This window comes from Methylobacterium sp. P3_A11, from assembly GCF_056403155.1.
In genome coordinates, this window is record NZ_JBFUGA010000008.1 from 75,445 (window position 1) to 92,581 (window position 17,137).

Annotated in this window: 19 protein-coding genes and 1 tRNA gene; 7 read left to right on the forward strand and 13 right to left on the reverse strand. The window is 71.1% G+C overall.

The genetic code is table 11. From position 1 onward, the window contains the following. Positions 1 to 27: 27 nt before the first annotated feature. Both AC1DXK_RS04505 and AC1DXK_RS04510 read right to left on the reverse strand, forming a co-directional pair. On the reverse strand, positions 28 to 1,587 hold the full coding sequence (locus tag AC1DXK_RS04505; RefSeq protein WP_457104028.1) for a GMC family oxidoreductase: 1,560 nt from the start codon (positions 1,585 to 1,587) through the stop codon (positions 28 to 30). Further along, positions 1,584 to 3,008: an alpha/beta hydrolase gene (locus AC1DXK_RS04510; RefSeq protein ID WP_457104029.1), complete on the reverse strand. Its 1,425-nt coding sequence runs from the start codon at positions 3,006 to 3,008 to the stop codon at positions 1,584 to 1,586. The genes AC1DXK_RS04505 and AC1DXK_RS04510 overlap by 4 nt, the downstream gene beginning before the upstream one ends. Before the next feature lie 132 nt (positions 3,009 to 3,140). Here AC1DXK_RS04510 and AC1DXK_RS04515 point away from each other — a divergent pair, with 132 nt between their 5' ends. After that, positions 3,141 to 3,896, forward strand: a complete 756-nt coding sequence (locus AC1DXK_RS04515; RefSeq protein ID WP_457104030.1) for a GNAT family N-acetyltransferase — start codon at positions 3,141 to 3,143, stop codon at positions 3,894 to 3,896. 178 nt (positions 3,897 to 4,074) lie between these two features. Here AC1DXK_RS04515 and xseA read toward each other — a convergent pair whose 3' ends face one another. The 7 genes from xseA to AC1DXK_RS04550 all read right to left on the reverse strand — a co-directional run bounded on the left by xseA (position 4,075) and on the right by AC1DXK_RS04550 (position 10,091). Next, positions 4,075 to 5,754, reverse strand: coding sequence for an exodeoxyribonuclease VII large subunit (gene xseA, locus AC1DXK_RS04520; protein ID WP_457104031.1), 1,680 nt, complete (start codon positions 5,752 to 5,754; stop codon positions 4,075 to 4,077). Between the two features lie 124 nt (positions 5,755 to 5,878). Then, entirely contained in the window at positions 5,879 to 7,351 is a 1,473-nt protein-coding gene (locus AC1DXK_RS04525; protein ID WP_457104032.1) for an MDR family MFS transporter, read from the reverse strand. A gap of 155 nt (positions 7,352 to 7,506) precedes the next feature. Further along, a complete protein-coding gene (locus tag AC1DXK_RS04530) occupies positions 7,507 to 8,823 on the reverse strand; it encodes an MFS transporter (RefSeq protein ID WP_457104033.1) in 1,317 nt (438 codons plus the stop codon). Beyond that, positions 8,823 to 9,029: a ribosome modulation factor gene (locus tag AC1DXK_RS04535; protein ID WP_457104034.1), complete on the reverse strand. Its 207-nt coding sequence runs from the start codon at positions 9,027 to 9,029 to the stop codon at positions 8,823 to 8,825. Before AC1DXK_RS04535 ends, AC1DXK_RS04530 begins: the two co-directional genes overlap by 1 nt. 67 nt (positions 9,030 to 9,096) lie before the next feature. Then, complete coding sequence (locus tag AC1DXK_RS04540) at positions 9,097 to 9,354, reverse strand: DUF6894 family protein (protein ID WP_457104035.1); 258 nt, start codon at positions 9,352 to 9,354, stop codon at positions 9,097 to 9,099. A gap of 102 nt (positions 9,355 to 9,456) precedes the next feature. After that, positions 9,457 to 9,720: a hypothetical protein gene (locus tag AC1DXK_RS04545; protein ID WP_457104036.1), complete on the reverse strand. Its 264-nt coding sequence runs from the start codon at positions 9,718 to 9,720 to the stop codon at positions 9,457 to 9,459. Between the two features lie 131 nt (positions 9,721 to 9,851). Continuing rightward, the gene (locus AC1DXK_RS04550; RefSeq protein WP_457104037.1) at positions 9,852 to 10,091 is read right to left on the reverse strand and encodes a hypothetical protein; all 240 of its coding nucleotides are present in this window, start codon (positions 10,089 to 10,091) and stop codon (positions 9,852 to 9,854) included. Positions 10,092 to 10,246: 155 nt separating this feature from the next. Here AC1DXK_RS04550 and AC1DXK_RS04555 point away from each other — a divergent pair, with 155 nt between their 5' ends. Together AC1DXK_RS04555 and AC1DXK_RS04560 are read left to right on the forward strand one after the other, a co-directional pair. Continuing rightward, on the forward strand, positions 10,247 to 11,263 hold the full coding sequence (locus AC1DXK_RS04555) for an NAD-dependent epimerase (RefSeq protein ID WP_457104038.1): 1,017 nt from the start codon (positions 10,247 to 10,249) through the stop codon (positions 11,261 to 11,263). 245 nt (positions 11,264 to 11,508) lie between these two features. Next, complete coding sequence (locus AC1DXK_RS04560; protein ID WP_158169194.1) at positions 11,509 to 11,874, forward strand: c-type cytochrome; 366 nt, start codon at positions 11,509 to 11,511, stop codon at positions 11,872 to 11,874. Positions 11,875 to 11,943: 69 nt separating this feature from the next. On the opposite strand, the gene AC1DXK_RS04565 is transcribed toward AC1DXK_RS04560, so the two are convergent. From AC1DXK_RS04565 to AC1DXK_RS04575, 3 genes are all read right to left on the reverse strand, one after another. Beyond that, positions 11,944 to 12,462, reverse strand: coding sequence for a MarR family winged helix-turn-helix transcriptional regulator (locus tag AC1DXK_RS04565; protein WP_457104039.1), 519 nt, complete (start codon positions 12,460 to 12,462; stop codon positions 11,944 to 11,946). Positions 12,463 to 12,591: 129 nt separating this feature from the next. Continuing rightward, positions 12,592 to 13,533: a site-specific tyrosine recombinase XerD gene (locus AC1DXK_RS04570; protein ID WP_457104040.1), complete on the reverse strand. Its 942-nt coding sequence runs from the start codon at positions 13,531 to 13,533 to the stop codon at positions 12,592 to 12,594. Continuing rightward, positions 13,530 to 13,682, reverse strand: a complete 153-nt coding sequence (locus AC1DXK_RS04575; protein WP_457104041.1) for a histidine kinase — start codon at positions 13,680 to 13,682, stop codon at positions 13,530 to 13,532. The genes AC1DXK_RS04570 and AC1DXK_RS04575 overlap by 4 nt, the downstream gene beginning before the upstream one ends. 243 nt (positions 13,683 to 13,925) lie before the next feature. On the opposite strand from AC1DXK_RS04575, the gene AC1DXK_RS04580 reads away from it, so the two are divergent. The 4 genes from AC1DXK_RS04580 to AC1DXK_RS04595 all read left to right on the forward strand — a co-directional run bounded on the left by AC1DXK_RS04580 (position 13,926) and on the right by AC1DXK_RS04595 (position 16,515). Continuing rightward, positions 13,926 to 14,549, forward strand: coding sequence for a shikimate kinase (locus tag AC1DXK_RS04580; protein ID WP_457104042.1), 624 nt, complete (start codon positions 13,926 to 13,928; stop codon positions 14,547 to 14,549). Positions 14,550 to 14,568: 19 nt separating this feature from the next. Next, entirely contained in the window at positions 14,569 to 15,714 is a 1,146-nt protein-coding gene (aroB, locus tag AC1DXK_RS04585; protein WP_457104043.1) for a 3-dehydroquinate synthase, read from the forward strand. Positions 15,715 to 15,824: 110 nt separating this feature from the next. After that, a tRNA-Thr gene (locus AC1DXK_RS04590) sits at positions 15,825 to 15,900 on the forward strand. Between the two features lie 360 nt (positions 15,901 to 16,260). After that, positions 16,261 to 16,515 carry a hypothetical protein gene (locus AC1DXK_RS04595; RefSeq protein ID WP_457104044.1) on the forward strand — a complete coding sequence of 85 codons (255 nt, stop codon included), beginning with the start codon at positions 16,261 to 16,263 and terminating at the stop codon, positions 16,513 to 16,515. A 414-nt stretch (positions 16,516 to 16,929) separates the two neighbouring features. Here AC1DXK_RS04595 and AC1DXK_RS04600 read toward each other — a convergent pair. Then, on the reverse strand, positions 16,930 to 17,137 hold a 208-nt coding region (locus AC1DXK_RS04600; RefSeq protein ID WP_477297021.1), incomplete at its 5' end, for a transposase.

Below are 17,137 nucleotides of genomic sequence, written 5' to 3' on the forward strand. Positions count from 1 at the left end.
CGACCGGAACCGGATTCGGCGCGCGTATCAGCGTCGTCCGGACGCTCCGGTCGTGAGGAAAGCCTCCGCGCTGCGCAGGCTGAGCGCCATGATGGTCAGCGCCGGGTTCGCGGCCAGGGAACTCGGAAAGGTCGAGCCGTCGCAGATCCACAGGTTGTCGATGTCGAAGCTGCGGCCATGCGGATCGACAACGGCGCTCGCGCCGTCGCGGCCCATCCGGCAGGTCCCGAGGGTGTGGGCGACCCGCTCCAGCACCCAGATGTCCTCCGCGCCGGCCTCTTCCCACAGGCCGCGCATCACCTGCGTGGCATGGACGTTGAGGCGGTCCTCGTTGGTGCTGTAGCCGAAGTCGATCCGCGCCTTGCGCATCCCGCGTGCGTCGGTCTCATCGGAGAGCGTCAGCACGTTGGCGTCGCAGGGCAGGGTCTCGCCGTTGATGCCGATGCCGGCGAGGTGGTTGTAGTGGTCGAGGTAGTCGAGGAGCGGCTGACCCCACAGCCCGCGCCCCCGTGCCACCGCATTGCCGAAGGTCACCGGCACCACGCCGAGGCTCTGGATGAGGTAGCCGCCCGCGAAATCGGCTCCGGCGCGGATGAAATCCTCTGTGATGAGCGATGACGGATAGCCCCGATTCATCCGGACCTCATGGTCGAAGGTGCCCCAGACCTGGGTCGCCACGTGGCCCATGTAGTTCCGCCCGATCTGGCCGCTCGAATTGGCGAGCCCGAGATGGAGCAGAAGCCGCGGCGTCTCGACCGCCCCGGCACACAGGAAGACCGCGCCACAGCGCTGCCGCCGGTCCTCGCCGTCCTGGCGATAGACCACGCCGGTGACCCGACCGTCCGGTCCCCGCTCCAGGCTGTGCACGAAGGCCTCGGCCCGGATCTCGGCGCCGCGGGCCACCGCGTAGGGCAGGTAGGTCACGTCCATGCTGGCCTTGGCGCCCGTGCGGCAGCCCTGGTGGCAGAAGCCGCAATTGATACAGGCGTTGCGGCCGGGTCCGTCCTCGGACTGGAAGTCCCGCGAGACCACGGCGGCGGGCGCATCCGCCCACCGGATCCCGCGCGCCTCGCAGGCCCGCGCCATGATTTGCGCCGGGCCATTCCGCGGGACCGGGGGGAGGGGATAGCGCCGGCCGGAATCCCACGGATAGCTCTGCGCCCCCGAGACACCGAGGAACCGCTCCACCCGCTCGTAGAACGGGAGAAGGTCCGCATAGGTCAGCGGCCAGTCCGCGCCTTCGCCGGTCTCCGTGCGGAGTCGGAGGTCCCGGGCATCCGCCCTTGGCACGAAGGCGCCCCAGTGCAGCGTCGAGCCGCCGACGCCGGTCCCACTGTTGTTCGCCCCGAAGGCCTCCGGCGTCGCGCCGCCGCTCAGGCGCTCCTCGGTCCAGTAGATCTCGTCGGCCAGCGTCTCGTCGAAGGCAAAGCGCTCCGGCGTGAAATTCGGACCCGCCTCCAGGGCCACGACCCTAAGACCTGCGGCGGCGAGGCGCGCCAGAAGCGGCGCCCCGCCCGCGCCGGTTCCCACCACGATCGCGTCGACGGCGTCCTCGGCGCGGTAGGTCCGCATCCCCCCGAGGTTCATCGTCCGAACTCCATCCGCTGCGCCCCGGGCTCCCACGGCTCGGGGTCGTCGAGACCGACCGCGTGGAAGCCCGGCAGCCCGTCGGCGATCTCCCCCGGTCGATCGCCGCCGGCGCCGATGCCGGAAAAACCGATCCGCGCCAGAGCCGCCGGATGGCCGAGCCAGAGCCGCACCGCATCCGCGCGAAGGTCCTCGAACCAGTACCGCATCCGGACGGCGTCGAGCCGGCCGCCGAGCGCGTCCGGAACGGTCAGCTGTGCGCGCTGACAGAGCGTCAACAGGGCGTCCTGATTCGCGGCATCGAGGCTCACGAAAGGGCGGCCCTGCGCCGCCCGGGCCGCGGCATCCAGGGTGCGCAGGCCGGCGCGATAAGCCTCCGGATCGGCCGGCAGGGCAGAGAAGCGCCATCCGTCGCCCGCGCCTGAGGCCAGCCGCCGGTCGAGGCGCGCGGCCAGGTCCGGTTGCGGCACCGACATCACCCGGCCGAGGGCGGCGCGCAGGATCGCGAGTTCCACCGGATCGAGGGCCTTCGGCTGGTAGCCCGGATCGTCCGGCTCTGCGCGCTCGGCGAGCGCAGCGCGCAGGCGGCCGTTGACGCGCTCGGAAGCGATCAAGGTCGCATAGGGTTCGGGGACCGCGGTAGACGCCGCGACGGGATGGCCGGGACGGTCGCCCAGATGCGTACGCAGCCGGTCGGCCAAGGTCAGGGGCTGTTCCAGCGGCAGCAGATGACCGACGCCGTCGACCATCAGCAGCCGGTGATGCGCCAAGTGCGGCGCCATCAGGGCCTGCTGCGCATCCGCCCCGAGATCGGCATCCATCGAGCCCGCCAGGATCAGGGCCGGGGTCCGCAGGATTCCGACGCGGCCGCACCAATCCTCCCGGGCGCCGGATTCGAGCCACGCCGTCCAGGCCGCAGGTGCGGCGCGCAGAACGTCGGCCACCGCCCGGTCCTCGATCTCCGGGTCCAGCCGCGTCCCGGCATTCGCGCGCACGAAAGCCTGAGCCTCCCGGCTCCGGGTCTCGGGATCCGCGTCGATCCAGGCGAGCATCTGGGTGCGCCGCTCCTCCGGGATCGGCTCCGGGCTCGGCGGCGACCCGGAGATCAGGATGAGATCGGTGAGGCCGGTCAGTCCCGGCTCGCCGTTCTCGGACCGCCGCGCCAGGACCAGCGCCACCTTGGCGCCCATGCTGTGGCCGGCGATCGCGAAGCGTGCCGGTGCCCGCGCGCGGATCGCGGCGGCCACGTGATCGGCCATCGCGACGACGGAATACCCCGACAGGCTCGCGGCGTCGCCGAAGCCGGGCAGGTCGACAGGCACGCAGGTCGGCGTCCCGTCGAGGTCGCGCGCGAGACGATCCCAGCTACGGGCACTGCCGCCCAGGAAGTGCAGGCAGAACAGGACATCAGGTTCGGACATCGCGGGGACATCGCGCGGCGCCCGGGGGCTTCAAGCGTACGCGACGCCGCATGGCCGGAACCGTGGCCCGGTGATTGGCCCTTTGATTGGACCAAGTCGGGTGGCGTGCGATCAGGCGGTCCGGAGGATCGCATGATGTCGGATCGCGAACAGGCTTGGCGCATCGAGGAAGCCTGCCTCAACGCATGGCCAAGTCCGCGTGCGCTCCTGGTCCACGGCTACTTGCTGCGCGCGGCGGGCGGCTCCTCAAAGCGTCAGAATTCCATGACCCCGATGCGCGGCAGCGGTGCGCCCGAACCGGCAATCGAGGCTGCGCGGGCGCTCTACGCTCGCCTCGGGCAGCGCGCGATCTTCCGGGTGCCGGCGATCGCGCCGCAGATGGAGCCCCTGCTGAAGGGCCTCGACTTCGCCGTCGTGGACGAGACTTGCACCCTGTTTCGCGTTCTCGACGATCTGTCGCCGGAGGCCGATCCCACCGTGACGGTCGCGGCGGCGCCGGGTGCCGACTGGCTGGCGCTCCGCGACGCGGTGAATCGCGCCGACGGCGCGGCCGCCCGGGTGTTCCGCGACACGGTCGCCGCCCTGGTCCTGCCGACGGTCTTCGCGGCGGCGCAGGCGGAGGGCGGCATCGGCGCGATCGCTTTCGGGGTGCTGGACCGCGACCTGCTGGTGATCGAGTCCGTTGCGACGCGCGAGGCGTTGCGCGGCCGCGGCCATGCGCGCCGCGCCGTGGGCGCGCTGCTGCGCTGGGGCCGGAGGCAGGGCGCCCGTGCGGCCTGCCTGCAGGTCGTCGCGGCGAATGCACCGGCGCGCGCGCTCTACCGCAGCCTCGGCTTCGCGCGGGAAGTGTACCGCTATCATTACCGCGTCGCGCTCGAGGCACAGTGAACCGTCGCGGCGGACCGCTTTCCCGGGACGCGTGGCCGAACCCATCCGAACCGCTCGTGCGGGCTCGGCGCAAGGACCCGGGTCGGCACGCGGCCGACCGGCTCAGCGCAGCCGGCTCGCCGCGCCCCGCCCGAGACGACGGCGGCGGCGCGCTCGTGCTGCGCGACGGGAGCCGCCCTCAGGCATCGAACAGCGACCGCTGTCGCGCCGGCGCGGCACTGCCGGCGCGCTTGCCGGGTGTCGTGGCCGATGCCCCCCCACCACGCCGCCCGGGTTTCGCCGACAGGGACGGATCGGACGTCCCATCGGGCACGGCCGACACGGTGCCGTCGGCGAATTGCAGAGTGAGACGAAGGGCGGCCGCCGCATCTGCGGCGCGGCGGACCGGCAGCCCGGTGGCATCGCGCACCAGCACGTAGCCGCGCTCCAGCACCGCGCGATAGCTGAGCGAGCCGAGCAGGCCCGCGAGCCCGTCCAGACGATCGCGCCGCCGCTCGACGCTGCGTGCACCCGCCTGAGCGAGCCGGTCCGAGAGGGCGAGCAGCCGGTCGGCACGGCGCGCCTGCAGCGCCCGCGCCCGTTCCAGGCTTGCCTCCCGGGCCACGACGAGGCGGCGGCCGAGCTGGATTAGGGCCTCACCCTTGCGCTGGACGTCGTTGCGCAGTGCCTGGAGCGGCCGCTGGTCAATCCGCGCCAGCCGCGCATGGGCGTTGGCGAGGGCGACGTCGGGGGAGCGCCGGGCCATCCGGTCGAGGAGGAGCTGGAGCCGGGCGCGGTGGCGGCTCGCCCCCGCTGCCAGGGCAGGGGCAAGGCGCGCCTCGGCGAGGTCGAGCCGCTGGCGCTTGGCCGCCAGCAGAGCGTCGGCGCCGGGCAGGGCGCGGCCGAGGGCGCGCAGGTCCGAACGGTCGCGCTCGATCCGGCGCCCGACGGCACCGACGGCCCGGCTCGCGAGATCGGCGACCGTCGCAATCAGGTCGGCGCGGACCGGCACCGCAATCTCGGCCGCCCCCGTCGGGGTCGGCGCCCGTCGGTCGGACACGTAGTCGATCAGCGTGGTGTCGGTCTCGTGCCCGACCGCCGAGATCAGCGGGATCGCGCTCTCGAAGGCGGCCCGGACGACGCATTCCTCGTTGAAGGCCCAGAGATCCTCGATGGATCCGCCGCCACGGGCGACGATCAGCACGTCTGGACGCGGGATCGGGCCGCCCGCCGGGAGGGCGTTGAAGCCCCGGATCGCGGCCGCGACCTCCTCGGCCGCACCATCGCCCTGGACCCGCACCGGCCAGACCAGGACCGGACGCGGGAACCGGTCCTCCAGCCGGTGGAGGATGTCGCGGATCACCGCACCGGTGGGCGACGTGACGACGCCGACGACCCGCGGCAGGTAGGGGATCGCCCGCTTGTGCTCGGGGGCGAACAGCCCCTCGGCGGCGAGCTGCTTCTTGCGCTCCTCCAAGAGGGCCATCCAGGCGCCGAGCCCGGCCGGCTCCAGGCTCTCGACCACGATCTGGTACGAGGATTTGCCCGCGAAGGTCGTGATGCGGCCGGTGGCCACGACCTCCAGTCCTTCCTGGGGACGCTGGCGCAGGCGTCCGAACACGCCCTTCCAGACCACGGCGTCGATCCGTGCCTGCCCGTCCTTCAGGGAAAAGTAGGCGTGGCCCGAGCCGTGCTGCCCGCGATAGCCCGAGATCTCGCCGCGCAGGCGCACATGGCCGAAGGCATCCTCGAGGGTGCGCTTCAGGGCGCCCGCAAGCTCGCCCACCGACCATTCGGGCTGATTGGCCGTGAGCACGCGGGTCGGCGGGATGTCCGCCGCGGGCGGGGCGGCGGGACGCGGGGGCGGCACGAGGGGCATGTCGGGACGCTAGGGGGCTCCGGCGGGACAGTCAAAGGTCCGACGCGGAGACCGGCCGGTGCGACCGGCGGCGCCGTGCAGCATCGCTCGTTCCATTCCCCGAAGTTTCCGAGGCGCCGAGGGCCTATTCCACCGCCAGCTCACGCGGCCGGTCGGAGATCACGACCGGGGGCACGAGCAGCGAGAAGAGCAGAGTCAGCACCGCCACGGCGAAGACCGTCCAGAACGTCCCGTGCAGCGCGTGCTGCAACCCGTCGCGGATCGCGTCGCCGGCGGCCCCGAGGCTGCCGGGATCGTCGAGCAGGCGCCGGAGCTGGTCGGAGTCGACGGCCGGACCGCTCGACGGATGCGCCAGCCGATAGTTCAGTACGGCACCCAGCACCGTGGCGCCGAGCGTCGAGCCGAGGTTGCGCGCGAAGATGTTCGACGCTGTGGCCGCGCCGCGTTGCGCCCAGGCGACGCTGTCCTGGATGATCACGATGGCGGCGGTGGACAGGAAGCCCATGCCGAGCCCCATCACCACCGAGCCGCAGGCCGCCCAGACGGGGGAGGTCTCCGGCCCGAGGGACACGAAGGCGACCGCGCCCGTCGGCAGCAGCGTCGCGCCCACCAGCAGGATCGGACGCAGGCCGAACCGCACGAAGCTGCGCGCCGCCGCGGTGGCGCCGATCGGCCAGCCGAGCACCATCAGGGTCAGCGTCAGGCCGGCGATCAGGGGCGATTGCCGGAGCACGCCCTGGACGTACATCGGCAGGAAGGCCGTGAGCCCGATCACCGTCATGCCGGAGAGCAGCGTCGCGGTGTTGGCCGTGGCGATCGGGCGCTGCATCCACAGGCGGATGTCGAGCATCGGGTCCGGGGCGCGCCGCTCCTGGACCACGAACAGGCTCGCGGCCACCACGAAGGCCAGCGCCGGCCACAGCGCCGCCTCGGCCGACTCGCCCGCCTCGGTCAGCGCGATCATCAGGGCGGCGATGGCCGCCGTGAACAGGGCCGCGCCGATCGCGTCGATCCGGCGGCTGCGCCGCTCGACGCCCTCGTGGAGGAAGCGCAGGAACAGGCCGGCCGCGATCACGCCGATCGGCAGGTTCATCCAGAAGATCCACGGCCAGCTCAGATGGCCGATGATCAGGCCGCCGACCAGCGGTCCGGCCACCGAGGAGATGCCCCAGACGCTGGCGAGAAAGCCCTGGATCCGGCCGCGCTCGCGGGCCGAATAGAGGTCGCCCACGACCGTCAGGGTCACCGGCTGGATCGCCCCCGCGCCGACGCCCTGCACGAGGCGGAACAGGATCAGCGAGGGCATCGACCACGCCAGCCCACACAGCAGGGAGCCCGCTAGGAACACCGCGATGCCGAAGAGCAGGACCGGCCGGCGCCCGTAGAGGTCCGAGAGCTTGCCGAACACCACCGTGGTGGCGGTCTGGGTCAGCAGGAAGGACGCGAACACCCATGCGTAGAGATGGAGGTCACCGAGCTCCCCGGCGATCTGCGGCATCGCCGTCGAGACGATCGTCGCCTCAATGGCGATCATGAACATCGCCGCCATCACCGCGGCGAGGACCAGCGGGCGGCGCGTCTCTTGAGGCGTTGGCATGCCACCCAACTAGGCCCGGCGCGCCGGCCGACCTAGTGGCGTAACGAGCCGCCGACCCCTCCGGCGCGAGCGCCGTGCGCGAGCGCACATCCGTCCGCTTGCGGGTTCGCGGCGCCTGCAGGGGCGCGACGCCGCGGGCGCAGGCGGTCGGGGGCTCAGGCCTCGCGGTCGGCGTCGAGATCGCGGCCGCGGGTCTCCGGCAGCAGGAAAGCCGCGATGGTCCCGACGAGGCTGAAGGCGGCCAGGTAGTAGGCCGGCGCGAGACGGTCGCCGGTCGTGGCGATCAGCCAGTTCACCACGTAGTTGGTGCTGCCGCCGAACACCGAGACCGAGACCGCGTACACGATCGACAGGCCGGCGCTGCGCACCGCCCGCGGCAGCGCCTCCGGGATCCCGACGATCACCGCGGCGGCATTGATCGAGGACAGGGCCGAGAGCAGGAAGGTGACCGCGTAGACGCTGGCGGCGCTCGGCGCCTGCACGACCCAGGCGAAGGCCGGGACCGCGAGGATCAGGATCAGCGCCCGCGGCCAGATCATCACCGGGCGCCGCCCGACCCGATCGGCCAGCCAGCCGCCGAGCAGCGGGAAGATCACGGAGGCGAGCCCGAGGGCGATCGGCACCGCCGTGGCGGCCGTCTCGCTGAGGCCGAGCGTCGCGCCGGCGAAGACCGGCATGTTGGTGCCGACCGCGTTCGACACGGTCGAAGCGGCGATGACCAGGAAGGTCAGGCCGAGGAGGCGGCCGTGCTCGCGCAGCAACCGTCCCACCACCGCCAGGGTCGAGGCTGCCGCGTCCGGATCCTCCGCGGCCCCGGCCGTCTCCGGCAGGTGGCTGCGGATGACGAGTCCGACCGGTACGACGCAGAGGCCGAGGGCGAACATCAGCCGCCAGCCCCACCGCGCCATCGCCTGATCGCCGACGACCAGCGCCAGGATGGTCGCGATGATGCCGGCGAACAGGGCGGCGCAGCCCTGGCTGGCGATCTGCCAGCTCGTCACGAAGCCGCGCCGGTCCGGGGGCGCGGCCTCCAGAAGGAAGGCGGTCGACGGGCCGACCTCGCCACCGAGGGCGAGCCCCTGGACGAGGCGCCCGGCGATGACGATCACCTGCGCCCATCCACCGATCGTGGCGTAGGACGGGCAGGCGGCCAGCATCAGCATGCCCAGGGCCATCAGCGCGATGGTGATCAGCATCGCGGGCTTGCGCCCTGCGCGGTCCGCGAAGGCGCCGATCAGCACGCCGCCGATGGGCCGCATGACGTAGCCGATGCCGAACAAGGCCAGGGACGCAAGGAGGCTGTGGGTCGGGTCGTTGGCCGGGAAGAAGGCCTCGCCGATCGGCTTGGCGAAGAACGCGTAGACCGTGAAATCGTAGAATTCGAGGGCGTTGCCGAGGACCACCGCCCCGACCGACTTGCGGTCGAGGGTCGGATGCTGCGCGCCGGGATGCGGTGCGGTCCGGGCATCCATCAGCGCGCCGACCCGTCGATCGGGTGCTTGGCGAGGCCGCCGGTCACGGGCGCGACGCCGTCGGACAGCGCCGCATCGTAGCCGGCGAGCCACAACGTCCGCGCCTCGGTACCCTCCGCGTACGGGCAGGCCTCTCGGGCGAGGCCCTTGCCGGGCGCGGCCCGGCCCAGCGCGCGAGCGTCGAGATCGTTGGGTGGCGTATCCATGCAGGCGCGGCTCCGGGTCAGGGGTCTGCGCCGCGATGTAGGGCGCGGAGCGCGCGCGTCGCCGCTCTCAGTGAAGCGTCGGATCCTCCGTGGCCGGCAGCTCGACGGCCTCGCTGAACGGGAATTCCAGCACGACCTCGCCGCTTTCGTCGGTGACGACGAGGCACGCGGTCATCAGCCGGGCCTGGTCGCCGGAACCGCGCAGGGCGGCGCGGATCGTCTCGCGGGCCGTCTGCCAGGCCGCGTCCGGATCCCGCAGTTCGAACCCGATCGGGTCGGTGACGACATCGCCGCCGATCTGCGTGTGGAAAAAGTAGCGCGGCATCGGCTTCACCGGTTCAGGGGTGCCGCCCGGGGCGGGGCGATCCTCTCAAGGTGGGGATCGCCGTCCGCCGAACCAGAACCGGTTCGCGGAGCCGCGCGCCGCTCAGCCGTTGGTCGATCGGGCCACCGGGGCGGGCGGGACGGCGCGGAGGGTCCGCACCTGTCCGGAGGGTCCACCCGCGCGGTGGTGCTTCTCCATCGCGAGGAGCGGCCGCAGCTCGGGCTCGGCGAAGTCGAGGAGCTTGGCGTTGCGCCAGTGCGGCTTGCCCGATCCGCGGCCGAACCAGCGGGACCGCTCTTCTTCGACCAGCAGCACGAGCCGGCCCGTCCAGGATTTCCGGAACCAGAAACGCCCCGTCAGCGACATCGTCCACCCTCGCCGCCGAACCGATCCCGGCATCGGACGCGTCCATAGCGGACGACGCGGCTCGCGTACCGGTGGACGAAGCCGAAGGATGGGCAGGCCACCGATATCCACAGCGCGTCGCCAGCGAGCGCTCAGCGCACGAAGTGTCGGACGGTCAGCACCAGGATGACGAGCCAGACGAACCCCGAAAGCCCGGCCACGAACCCGCGGAGGATCGCGGTCTCCAGCGCCGTGTGCGCGGGTCGCCGATCCCATTCCGGCGGGGCGCCGTCCACTCGAGACGGCTGCGGCCGCACCTGGGCCGGGCGCCGCTGCGGCATGGCCAGCAGGCGCGTCAGGCTGTCCGGAAGCGGTCGTCGGTCGGGCTGCACGGCGACGTCGAGCCTACAGGGCTCGGGTCTCGAGCGGCAAGTCTGATCCGGTCGGCTCTTCGCGGCTCGGACCGGGAGCGCCCCCTCCGGCTTGTGGCGTTCCAAGCCCATGCTACAGCTGCGGCCGGCGGGCCGCTCCGCCCATCGGTGCGCGCATGTCCCAGCCCCCCGTCCTGATCACCGGCGTCGCCGGCTTCATCGGGAATCAGCTCGCTCTGCGTCTCCTCGAAGCCGGCCGCCAGGTCGTCGGTCTCGACAACGTCAATGCCTATTACGATGTGCGGCTGAAGGAAGCGCGGCTGCACCGCCTCGCGGGCTTCGAAGGGCACAGCTTCGCCCGCCTCGATCTCGCCGACCGTGGCGGGCTCGACGCGCTGTTCCGCCGGCACGGCTTCCGGACGGTGATCCACCTCGCGGCGCAGGCCGGCGTACGTCATTCGCTGACCGATCCGCACGCCTACGCGGAGAGCAACCTCGTCGGCTTCCTCAACATCCTGGAGGCCTGCCGTCACGGCGGCGTCGAGCACCTGCTCTACGCGTCATCGAGTTCCGTCTACGGCGGCGTCACGGCGATGCCGTTCTCGGTCCATCAGAACGTCGACCATCCGCTCAGCCTCTACGCCGCGACCAAGAAGGCGAACGAGCTGATGGCGCACAGCTACAGCCATCTTTACGGGCTGCCGACCACGGGGCTGCGCTTCTTCACCGTCTACGGCCCGTGGGGCCGTCCCGACATGGCCCTGTCCCTGTTCACCCGGGCCATCCTGGCGGGCGAGCCGATCCGCGTGTTCAACGAAGGGCGGATGCTCCGGGACTTCACCTACATCGACGACATCGTCGCGGGGATCCAGGCGCTGGCAGGGCGGCCGGCCACGCCCGATCCCGCCTGGAGCGGCGGCGCCCCGGATCCGGGGACCAGTGCGGCCCCCTATCGGATCTACAATATCGGCAACACCGAGCCGGTGGCGCTCCTCGACATGATCGCGCTCCTCGAGGCGGCCCTGGGGCGCAGGGCGGAGAAGATCCTTCTGCCGATGCAGCCGGGTGACGTGCCGGCAACCTGCGCCGACATCGACGATCTCGTGCGCGCCGTCGGCTTCCGGCCCTCGACGCCGTTGCGCACGGGGATCGACCGCTTCGTCGCGTGGTACCGCAGCTACCACGGGGTCTGAGATTTGCGCAGCGATCGCGCCGAAGGAACGAAGCGCCGGGCAGGACGGGCGACCGTGCAGGGAGCCAATCCGGGCGCTCGGTGTTGAGGGAGGCGGCAACCTGGCGCAGCCACGGATCTGCACGCCGACGACGGCTTTACCAGACTAGGCCGTTGCACGCGGCGGGCAGATTCATTTAGAGCTGTTCCAGGCAGGCAAGCTCTGCCCGCAACGCTGCCGCGGCGGCGGCCAACAGGAGGAAATCCATGCGTTCACTCGTTCTCGGCGCCGTCCTTGCAGTCCTGATCCCGCTCTCGGCGCAGGCCCAGGAGGCCGGAGACGCGGCCGCCGGCGAGAAGGCGTTCGCCCCCTGCAAGGCGTGTCACAATTTTCAGAAGAACGGCGTCGGTCCCGACCTGAAGGGCGTGGTCGGCCGCAAGGCTGGCACCTACGAGGGCTACAGCTACTCGGCCGCGCTGAAGAACTCCGGGATCACCTGGGACGAGGCCAACCTGCACGAGTGGTTGAAAAACCCGAAGGCGAAGGTGCCGGGCACCAAGATGATCTTCCAGGGCTACCCTGACGACAAGAAGATCAACGACGTGATCGCCTACCTCAAGACCCAGTCCTGAGCGGCTGATCCGCGCGAGCCGGATCCGGAGGTGGCCGACCGGCCGCTTCCGGATCTGTCCGGGCGGGTCCTAGTCCGGGAGCATCCCGGTCTGCAGGCCGAGCCTGAGCGTCACGAGATCGTGCAGCAGGTTCTTGCGACCCTCGATGTCGAGACCGGTCAAGCCGCCCGCATCATCGGGGATGCAGGCCAGCTGGTCACGCAACGCCGCGCCGGCCGGGGTCAGGAAGATGCTGACCTGGCGTTCGTCGACGCGATCGCGGGCGCGCCGCACCCGACCCGAGGCTTCGAGCCGCTTCAGAAGCGGCGTCAGCGTCCCGGAGTCCAGGAACAGACGGTTCCCGATCTCCTTGACCGACAGGCCATCCTGCTCCCAGAGCACCAGCAGGACCAGGTATTGCGGATACGTCAGTTCGTGGCGGCCAAGCAGGTTGCGGTAGGCGCGGCCAAAGGCGTGCGCGGCGGCGTAGACCGCGAAGCAGAGCTGGTTGTCGAGGCGCTGCCGCTCCCTCTGCGACGGCTCGTCGGCACGCGCGTGCGCCGCCCGACTCGGCTCGGCGCCGCTCTGCGAAGCAGTGGGGCCTGGCATAGGAAAACTCTCTCTGGTAAAGACAGGCTCGCGTACCGGTACGGCGTGAGGTCACTCTTAGGCAGTTCGCTGAGCGTATACAATTGGGGCGTTCAACCACGGTTGGCCACACCAGCTGTGCGGGAACGCTCAGCGATCCATGAGCGGATGCAGGTCGCGGACCATCGCCTTGAGGCGCTCGTCCAGAACATGGGTGTAGATCTGCGTCGTGGAGATGTCGGCGTGGCCGAGGAGCTCCTGAACGATGCGCAGATCGGCGCCGTTCTGAAGAAGATGGCTGGCGAAGGCGTGGCGGAGGACGTGGGGGCTCACGCGGTCCGGATGCAACTCCGCCGCCGAGGCCAGGGTCTTGAGGTCGCGGGCGAAGGCCTGCCGCGTGAGATGGCCGCTGTCGCTGTCGGCCGGAAACAGCCAGGGTGACTCCTCCGGGACTGCCGCGAGATGGGCCGTCATGGCAGCGCGGGCCGCCTCGGTCAGGGGGACGAGCCGCTCGCGGCCGCCCTTGCCCTTGACGATGAGGTAGCGTTCGCGGGTCGCGCCGGCGGCACGCGGCAGGGCAACCAGCTCGGAGACACGCAGACCCGTCGCATAGAGCAGCTCGAGCAGGCACACCATCCGGCGTGCCCGACGGGCCGGCCCCGGTGTTTGGTCGGCGGAGGCCGCCGCCTGCGCGGCCCCCAGCAGCCGGTCGACCTCCGCGACGGACAGCACTTTCGGCAGGCTCCGCCCGCGGCGGGGACCGGAGACCGCGACGCTGGGATCGGTCTCGGCGCCGCCTTCGGCGTAGAGGAACTTGTGGAAACCGCGCACACAGGACAGGCGCCGCGCCGCCGAGGATGCCTTGAGCCCGCGCGTTTCGAGATCGATCAGGAAAGCCCGAAGGATGCCGGCGTCCACGTCCTGGAGTTCGATCCCGGACCGGGCGAGATAGCCGAGATAGTCGTCGAGGTCGCGCCTGTAGGCGGTCAGCGTGTTGAGGCCGGCGCCGCGCTCGGCGGCCAGCATGTCGAGATAGTCGGCCACCTCGGGACGGGGCGCCGGGACGGCGCCGCGGTCCTCGGACGCGCTCAACGACTGCCCGGCTGGAGCTTCGAGGCCGGGATCGTGACAGTCATCTCCCGCGGCGTCGGCTGGACGAAGTTCGCCAGCGCGAACATCGCCGCGAACACGAGACCCGCCAGGATCGCGAGGGTGGCAAAGAAACGGAACAGGGTCGGCACGTCGGTCGAACCTCGGGCAGACGGCGCAGGCGGCGGGAATGAGGGCGGGCGAAGGCCTTCTTCGAGCCGCCGCGGGTGCCCGGGTTCGACCACGCGAACGCGGCGCTGACAAGGCCCACAACGACACAGCGATGCGTTTCGCAGCCCGCTTGAATCGCGCTAAGAGCCTGCCGCAGGATGCGGAGCTGCCGGGCGACGGGCGCACGGCAGCGGATGAGGAGGCGGGGACGCCACACGGATGCGATGCAGGAGTCGATGCAGGAGGCCATGAGCGGGGAGGAGGCCGGGGAACCGATCGAGGCGCGTCTGCGCCGCGCGCTCGGCCCGCGCTCGATCGTTCTCGTCGGCCTCATGGGGGCAGGCAAGAGCACCGTCGGCCGGCGTCTGGCGAGCCGCCTCGGGCTGATCTTCAAGGATGCCGACATCGAGATCGAGGCGGCGGCGGGCCTGACGATCCCCGACATCTTCGCCATCTACGGCGAGTCGAGCTTTCGGGATGGCGAGGAACGAGTGATCTCGCGGCTACTCCGGGCCGGACCGCTCGTCCTGGCGACCGGCGGAGGCGCCTATCTGCGCGAGGCAACCCGGGCGCGCATCGCGGAATCGGCGGTCTCGGTCTGGCTGAAGGCCGATCTGGACGTGCTGATGCGGCGCGTCCGCAAGCGCGGGAACCGTCCGCTGCTCCAGACCGAGGACCCCGAGGCGACGATGCGGGACCTGATGGCCGTGCGGCACCCGGTCTACGCGGCCGCCGACGTGATGGTCATCTCCCGCGAGGTCTCGCACGACCGGGTCGTCCAAGACGTTCTGGAGGCGCTGGACGCGCATCTCAGCGGCGAAGGATCGATTCCCGTTGCTGCACAGTGAGACCCCAGCGAGCCGAGCGATGACCGAGCCGACGCCCCGTCTAGATCCACTGACCGTCCACGTGCCGCTCGATGCCGGCCGCGCCTACGACATCCTGATCGGGCGCGGGCTGATCGACACGGCGGGCGCCGCCGTCGCGGCCCTCGGGGCGCGCCGTGCGGCCATCGTGACGGACACGACCGTCGGCGCGCTCTATGCCGAGCGCCTGCAATCGAGCCTGGAGCGCGCCGGCCTCCGGACCGGCGTGGTGAAGGTGGCGCCGGGCGAAGCCTCGAAATCCTACGCGGGCTACGCGGAGGTCTGCGACGGCCTGCTGGCCCTCAAGGTCGAGCGCGGCGACCTCGTCGTGGCCCTGGGCGGCGGCGTGGTGGGCGATCTCGCCGGCTTCGCGGCCGCGACCCTGCGGCGGGGCGTGCGCTTCGTGCAGGTTCCGACCAGCCTTCTGGCACAGGTCGATTCCTCGGTGGGCGGCAAGACCGGAATCAACGCCCCGCTGGGCAAGAACCTGATCGGCGCCTTCCACCAGCCGCGCCTCGTCCTCGCGGATACGGCCGCCCTCGACACCCTGTCCGAGCGCGAGATGCGGGCCGGCTACGCCGAGGTCGCCAAGTACGGGCTGATCGCCGATCCCGCGTTCTTCGATTGGTGCGAGGCGCACTGGCGCGGGATCTTCGCCGGTGGCCCGGAGCGCGAGGAGGCGGTCGCCTCCTGCTGCCGGGCAAAGGCGGCCGTGGTCACCCGGGACGAGCGGGAGGACGGGGAGCGGGCGCTGCTCAACCTCGGCCATACGTTCGGCCACGCCCTGGAGCGACTGACCGGCTACGACGCGGCGCGACTGGTCCACGGGGAGGGTGTGGCGATCGGCACGGCGCTCGCCTTCCGGTTCTCAGCCCGGCTCGGCCTCTGCGCCGGCCAGGATGCGGGCCGGGTCGCCAACCACCTGGCCCTCGCCGGTCTGCCGACCCGTCTGCAGGCGGTTCCCGGTGGGTGCGGAGATGCCGAGGCAATCCTCGACGCGATGGCGCAGGACAAGAAGGTGCGCGATGGGGCGCTGACCTTCATCCTCGCCCGCGGGATCGGTCAGAGCTTCATTGCCCCGGGCGTGGACCGTGCGGAAGTCGCGGCTTTCCTGCGGGATGAATTGGCGTCGGACCGGCCTCTCTGACAGGGTCCGGGGGCCGGCTGCGGCCTTGCCTAACGCCGGCTGGGCCGCTATGAGCCTGCCACGTCCGGCGCCGCTTGTCGCGCACCGGGCAGGACGCCTCCGGGGTCCGGGCCGCAATAGCTCAGCTGGTAGAGCACCTCATTCGTAATGAGGGGGTCGGGGGTTCGAATCCCTCTTGCGGCACCACTAATTACCTCTGTGCTTGCTTACCGGAATATGGGCACGGCAAGCACATAGTGAGCAGCATGGCGAATAACCCTACCGTCTCCGCGCTGCGCAAGGCCGCCGGGTGGGCCGATCAGTAGATCGACGCCGCAGTCGATGCGATACGCGTACATTTGGGGACTGAGCCTAACCCGTTATCGAGCGATCGCAGGTTCGACGTCGCAGGGATAACGCGCACCGCCCTGCATTTGGCCGAGGCACTGAAGTCCCACGAGCGCGCCTGGAAGCGGACCATGGTCCGGACTGCGATCCTGCTGGTGCACGCGGTGAAGACATGAGCGAGGACACGCCAGAAGCCGGGGCAGGCGGAAGGTCCGCCTCGTGGCCTTCCTGCTTCCGCGCCTCAAGGGTAACGACGCCGAGCGGGACAGTGCGCACAATGTGGTGCTGATCGCGCTCGACACGGCACATGCCGAGGGGTTGAGGCATGCTGCCCGCTTTTGCCGGACCGTCGGAACTGGCGCTCAGCAGCATGGCGAAGCGGCCAAGGCTTTGGCCAAGGTGCTTGAGACTATGGCCGCGCGCGAGGATGCCGAGATGGCCGAAGCGGCGCGGCGGTGGCAGGACGATCCGTGAGCGCCCCCTCCAAGACGTCGCACGAGCGCGCAATGGTTCCAGCATATGATGCGGCGCCTGGACGGATTCGGGCGCAGGTTCGGCCTGGACGAGGCGGCCACGCGGGAGATCGTCGAACAGATCGCAGCTGACATGCCTGAGCGATCGGACGAGAAGCGGCTGGAGACCGCTCGCGGATGCCTGCTAGCGGCAGCGTGGGCTTAGCCGTGCTGGTCGAGTTCGACCCGGTGACTGAGGCGGTCGAGGCATTTTGGGGGCTTGGGCCACACCGTCGTGCCCGACGATGATTACGAGCACTGGCAGGTGGACGGCGGGGAGTGGATGACACCAGGCGACCTGCTGGCGCTTGCCCTGCGCCGCGGCTTGATGAATGGGGAGTGTCAGGAATTTCGTGTGGGGGCGGCGTGTTGAACATCAGGCCGCCATGGCCCTTGTGAAGCGCTCGCCGAAGATGACGGCGAACTGCGCCTTGGCCATGACCACCTCAGGCGAGGCCATCGTCCACGCCTTCTCGGAGCGGTTCAAGACCAGGTAGAGCAGCTTCAGGTCGGCCTCGTCGGTCGGGAAGTGACCGCGGGCGCGCACGGCCCGGCGCAGGGTGGCGTTCAGGGCCTCGATGGCG

What these genes read in the sequence shown, in the direction of transcription:
- AC1DXK_RS04580 (WP_457104042.1), top strand. Translation starts at nt 13,926, where the DNA reads ATGCAGGAGTCGATGCAGGAGGCCATGAGCGGGGAGGAGGCCGGGGAA.
- AC1DXK_RS04545 (WP_457104036.1), bottom strand. Translation starts at nt 9,720, where the DNA reads ATGTCGCTGACGGGGCGTTTCTGGTTCCGGAAATCCTGGACGGGCCGG.
- AC1DXK_RS04535 (WP_457104034.1), bottom strand. Translation starts at nt 9,029, where the DNA reads ATGGATACGCCACCCAACGATCTCGACGCTCGCGCGCTGGGCCGGGCC.
- AC1DXK_RS04525 (WP_457104032.1), bottom strand. Translation starts at nt 7,351, where the DNA reads ATGCCAACGCCTCAAGAGACGCGCCGCCCGCTGGTCCTCGCCGCGGTG.
- AC1DXK_RS04510 (WP_457104029.1), bottom strand. Translation starts at nt 3,008, where the DNA reads ATGTCCGAACCTGATGTCCTGTTCTGCCTGCACTTCCTGGGCGGCAGT.
- AC1DXK_RS04565 (WP_457104039.1), bottom strand. Translation starts at nt 12,462, where the DNA reads ATGCCAGGCCCCACTGCTTCGCAGAGCGGCGCCGAGCCGAGTCGGGCG.
- AC1DXK_RS04560 (WP_158169194.1), top strand. Translation starts at nt 11,509, where the DNA reads ATGCGTTCACTCGTTCTCGGCGCCGTCCTTGCAGTCCTGATCCCGCTC.
- AC1DXK_RS04505 (WP_457104028.1), bottom strand. Translation starts at nt 1,587, where the DNA reads ATGAACCTCGGGGGGATGCGGACCTACCGCGCCGAGGACGCCGTCGAC.
- AC1DXK_RS04530 (WP_457104033.1), bottom strand. Translation starts at nt 8,823, where the DNA reads ATGGATGCCCGGACCGCACCGCATCCCGGCGCGCAGCATCCGACCCTC.
- aroB (WP_457104043.1), top strand. Translation starts at nt 14,569, where the DNA reads ATGACCGAGCCGACGCCCCGTCTAGATCCACTGACCGTCCACGTGCCG.
- AC1DXK_RS04555 (WP_457104038.1), top strand. Translation starts at nt 10,247, where the DNA reads ATGTCCCAGCCCCCCGTCCTGATCACCGGCGTCGCCGGCTTCATCGGG.
- AC1DXK_RS04540 (WP_457104035.1), bottom strand. Translation starts at nt 9,354, where the DNA reads ATGCCGCGCTACTTTTTCCACACGCAGATCGGCGGCGATGTCGTCACC.
- xseA (WP_457104031.1), bottom strand. Translation starts at nt 5,754, where the DNA reads ATGCCCCTCGTGCCGCCCCCGCGTCCCGCCGCCCCGCCCGCGGCGGAC.
- AC1DXK_RS04515 (WP_457104030.1), top strand. Translation starts at nt 3,141, where the DNA reads ATGATGTCGGATCGCGAACAGGCTTGGCGCATCGAGGAAGCCTGCCTC.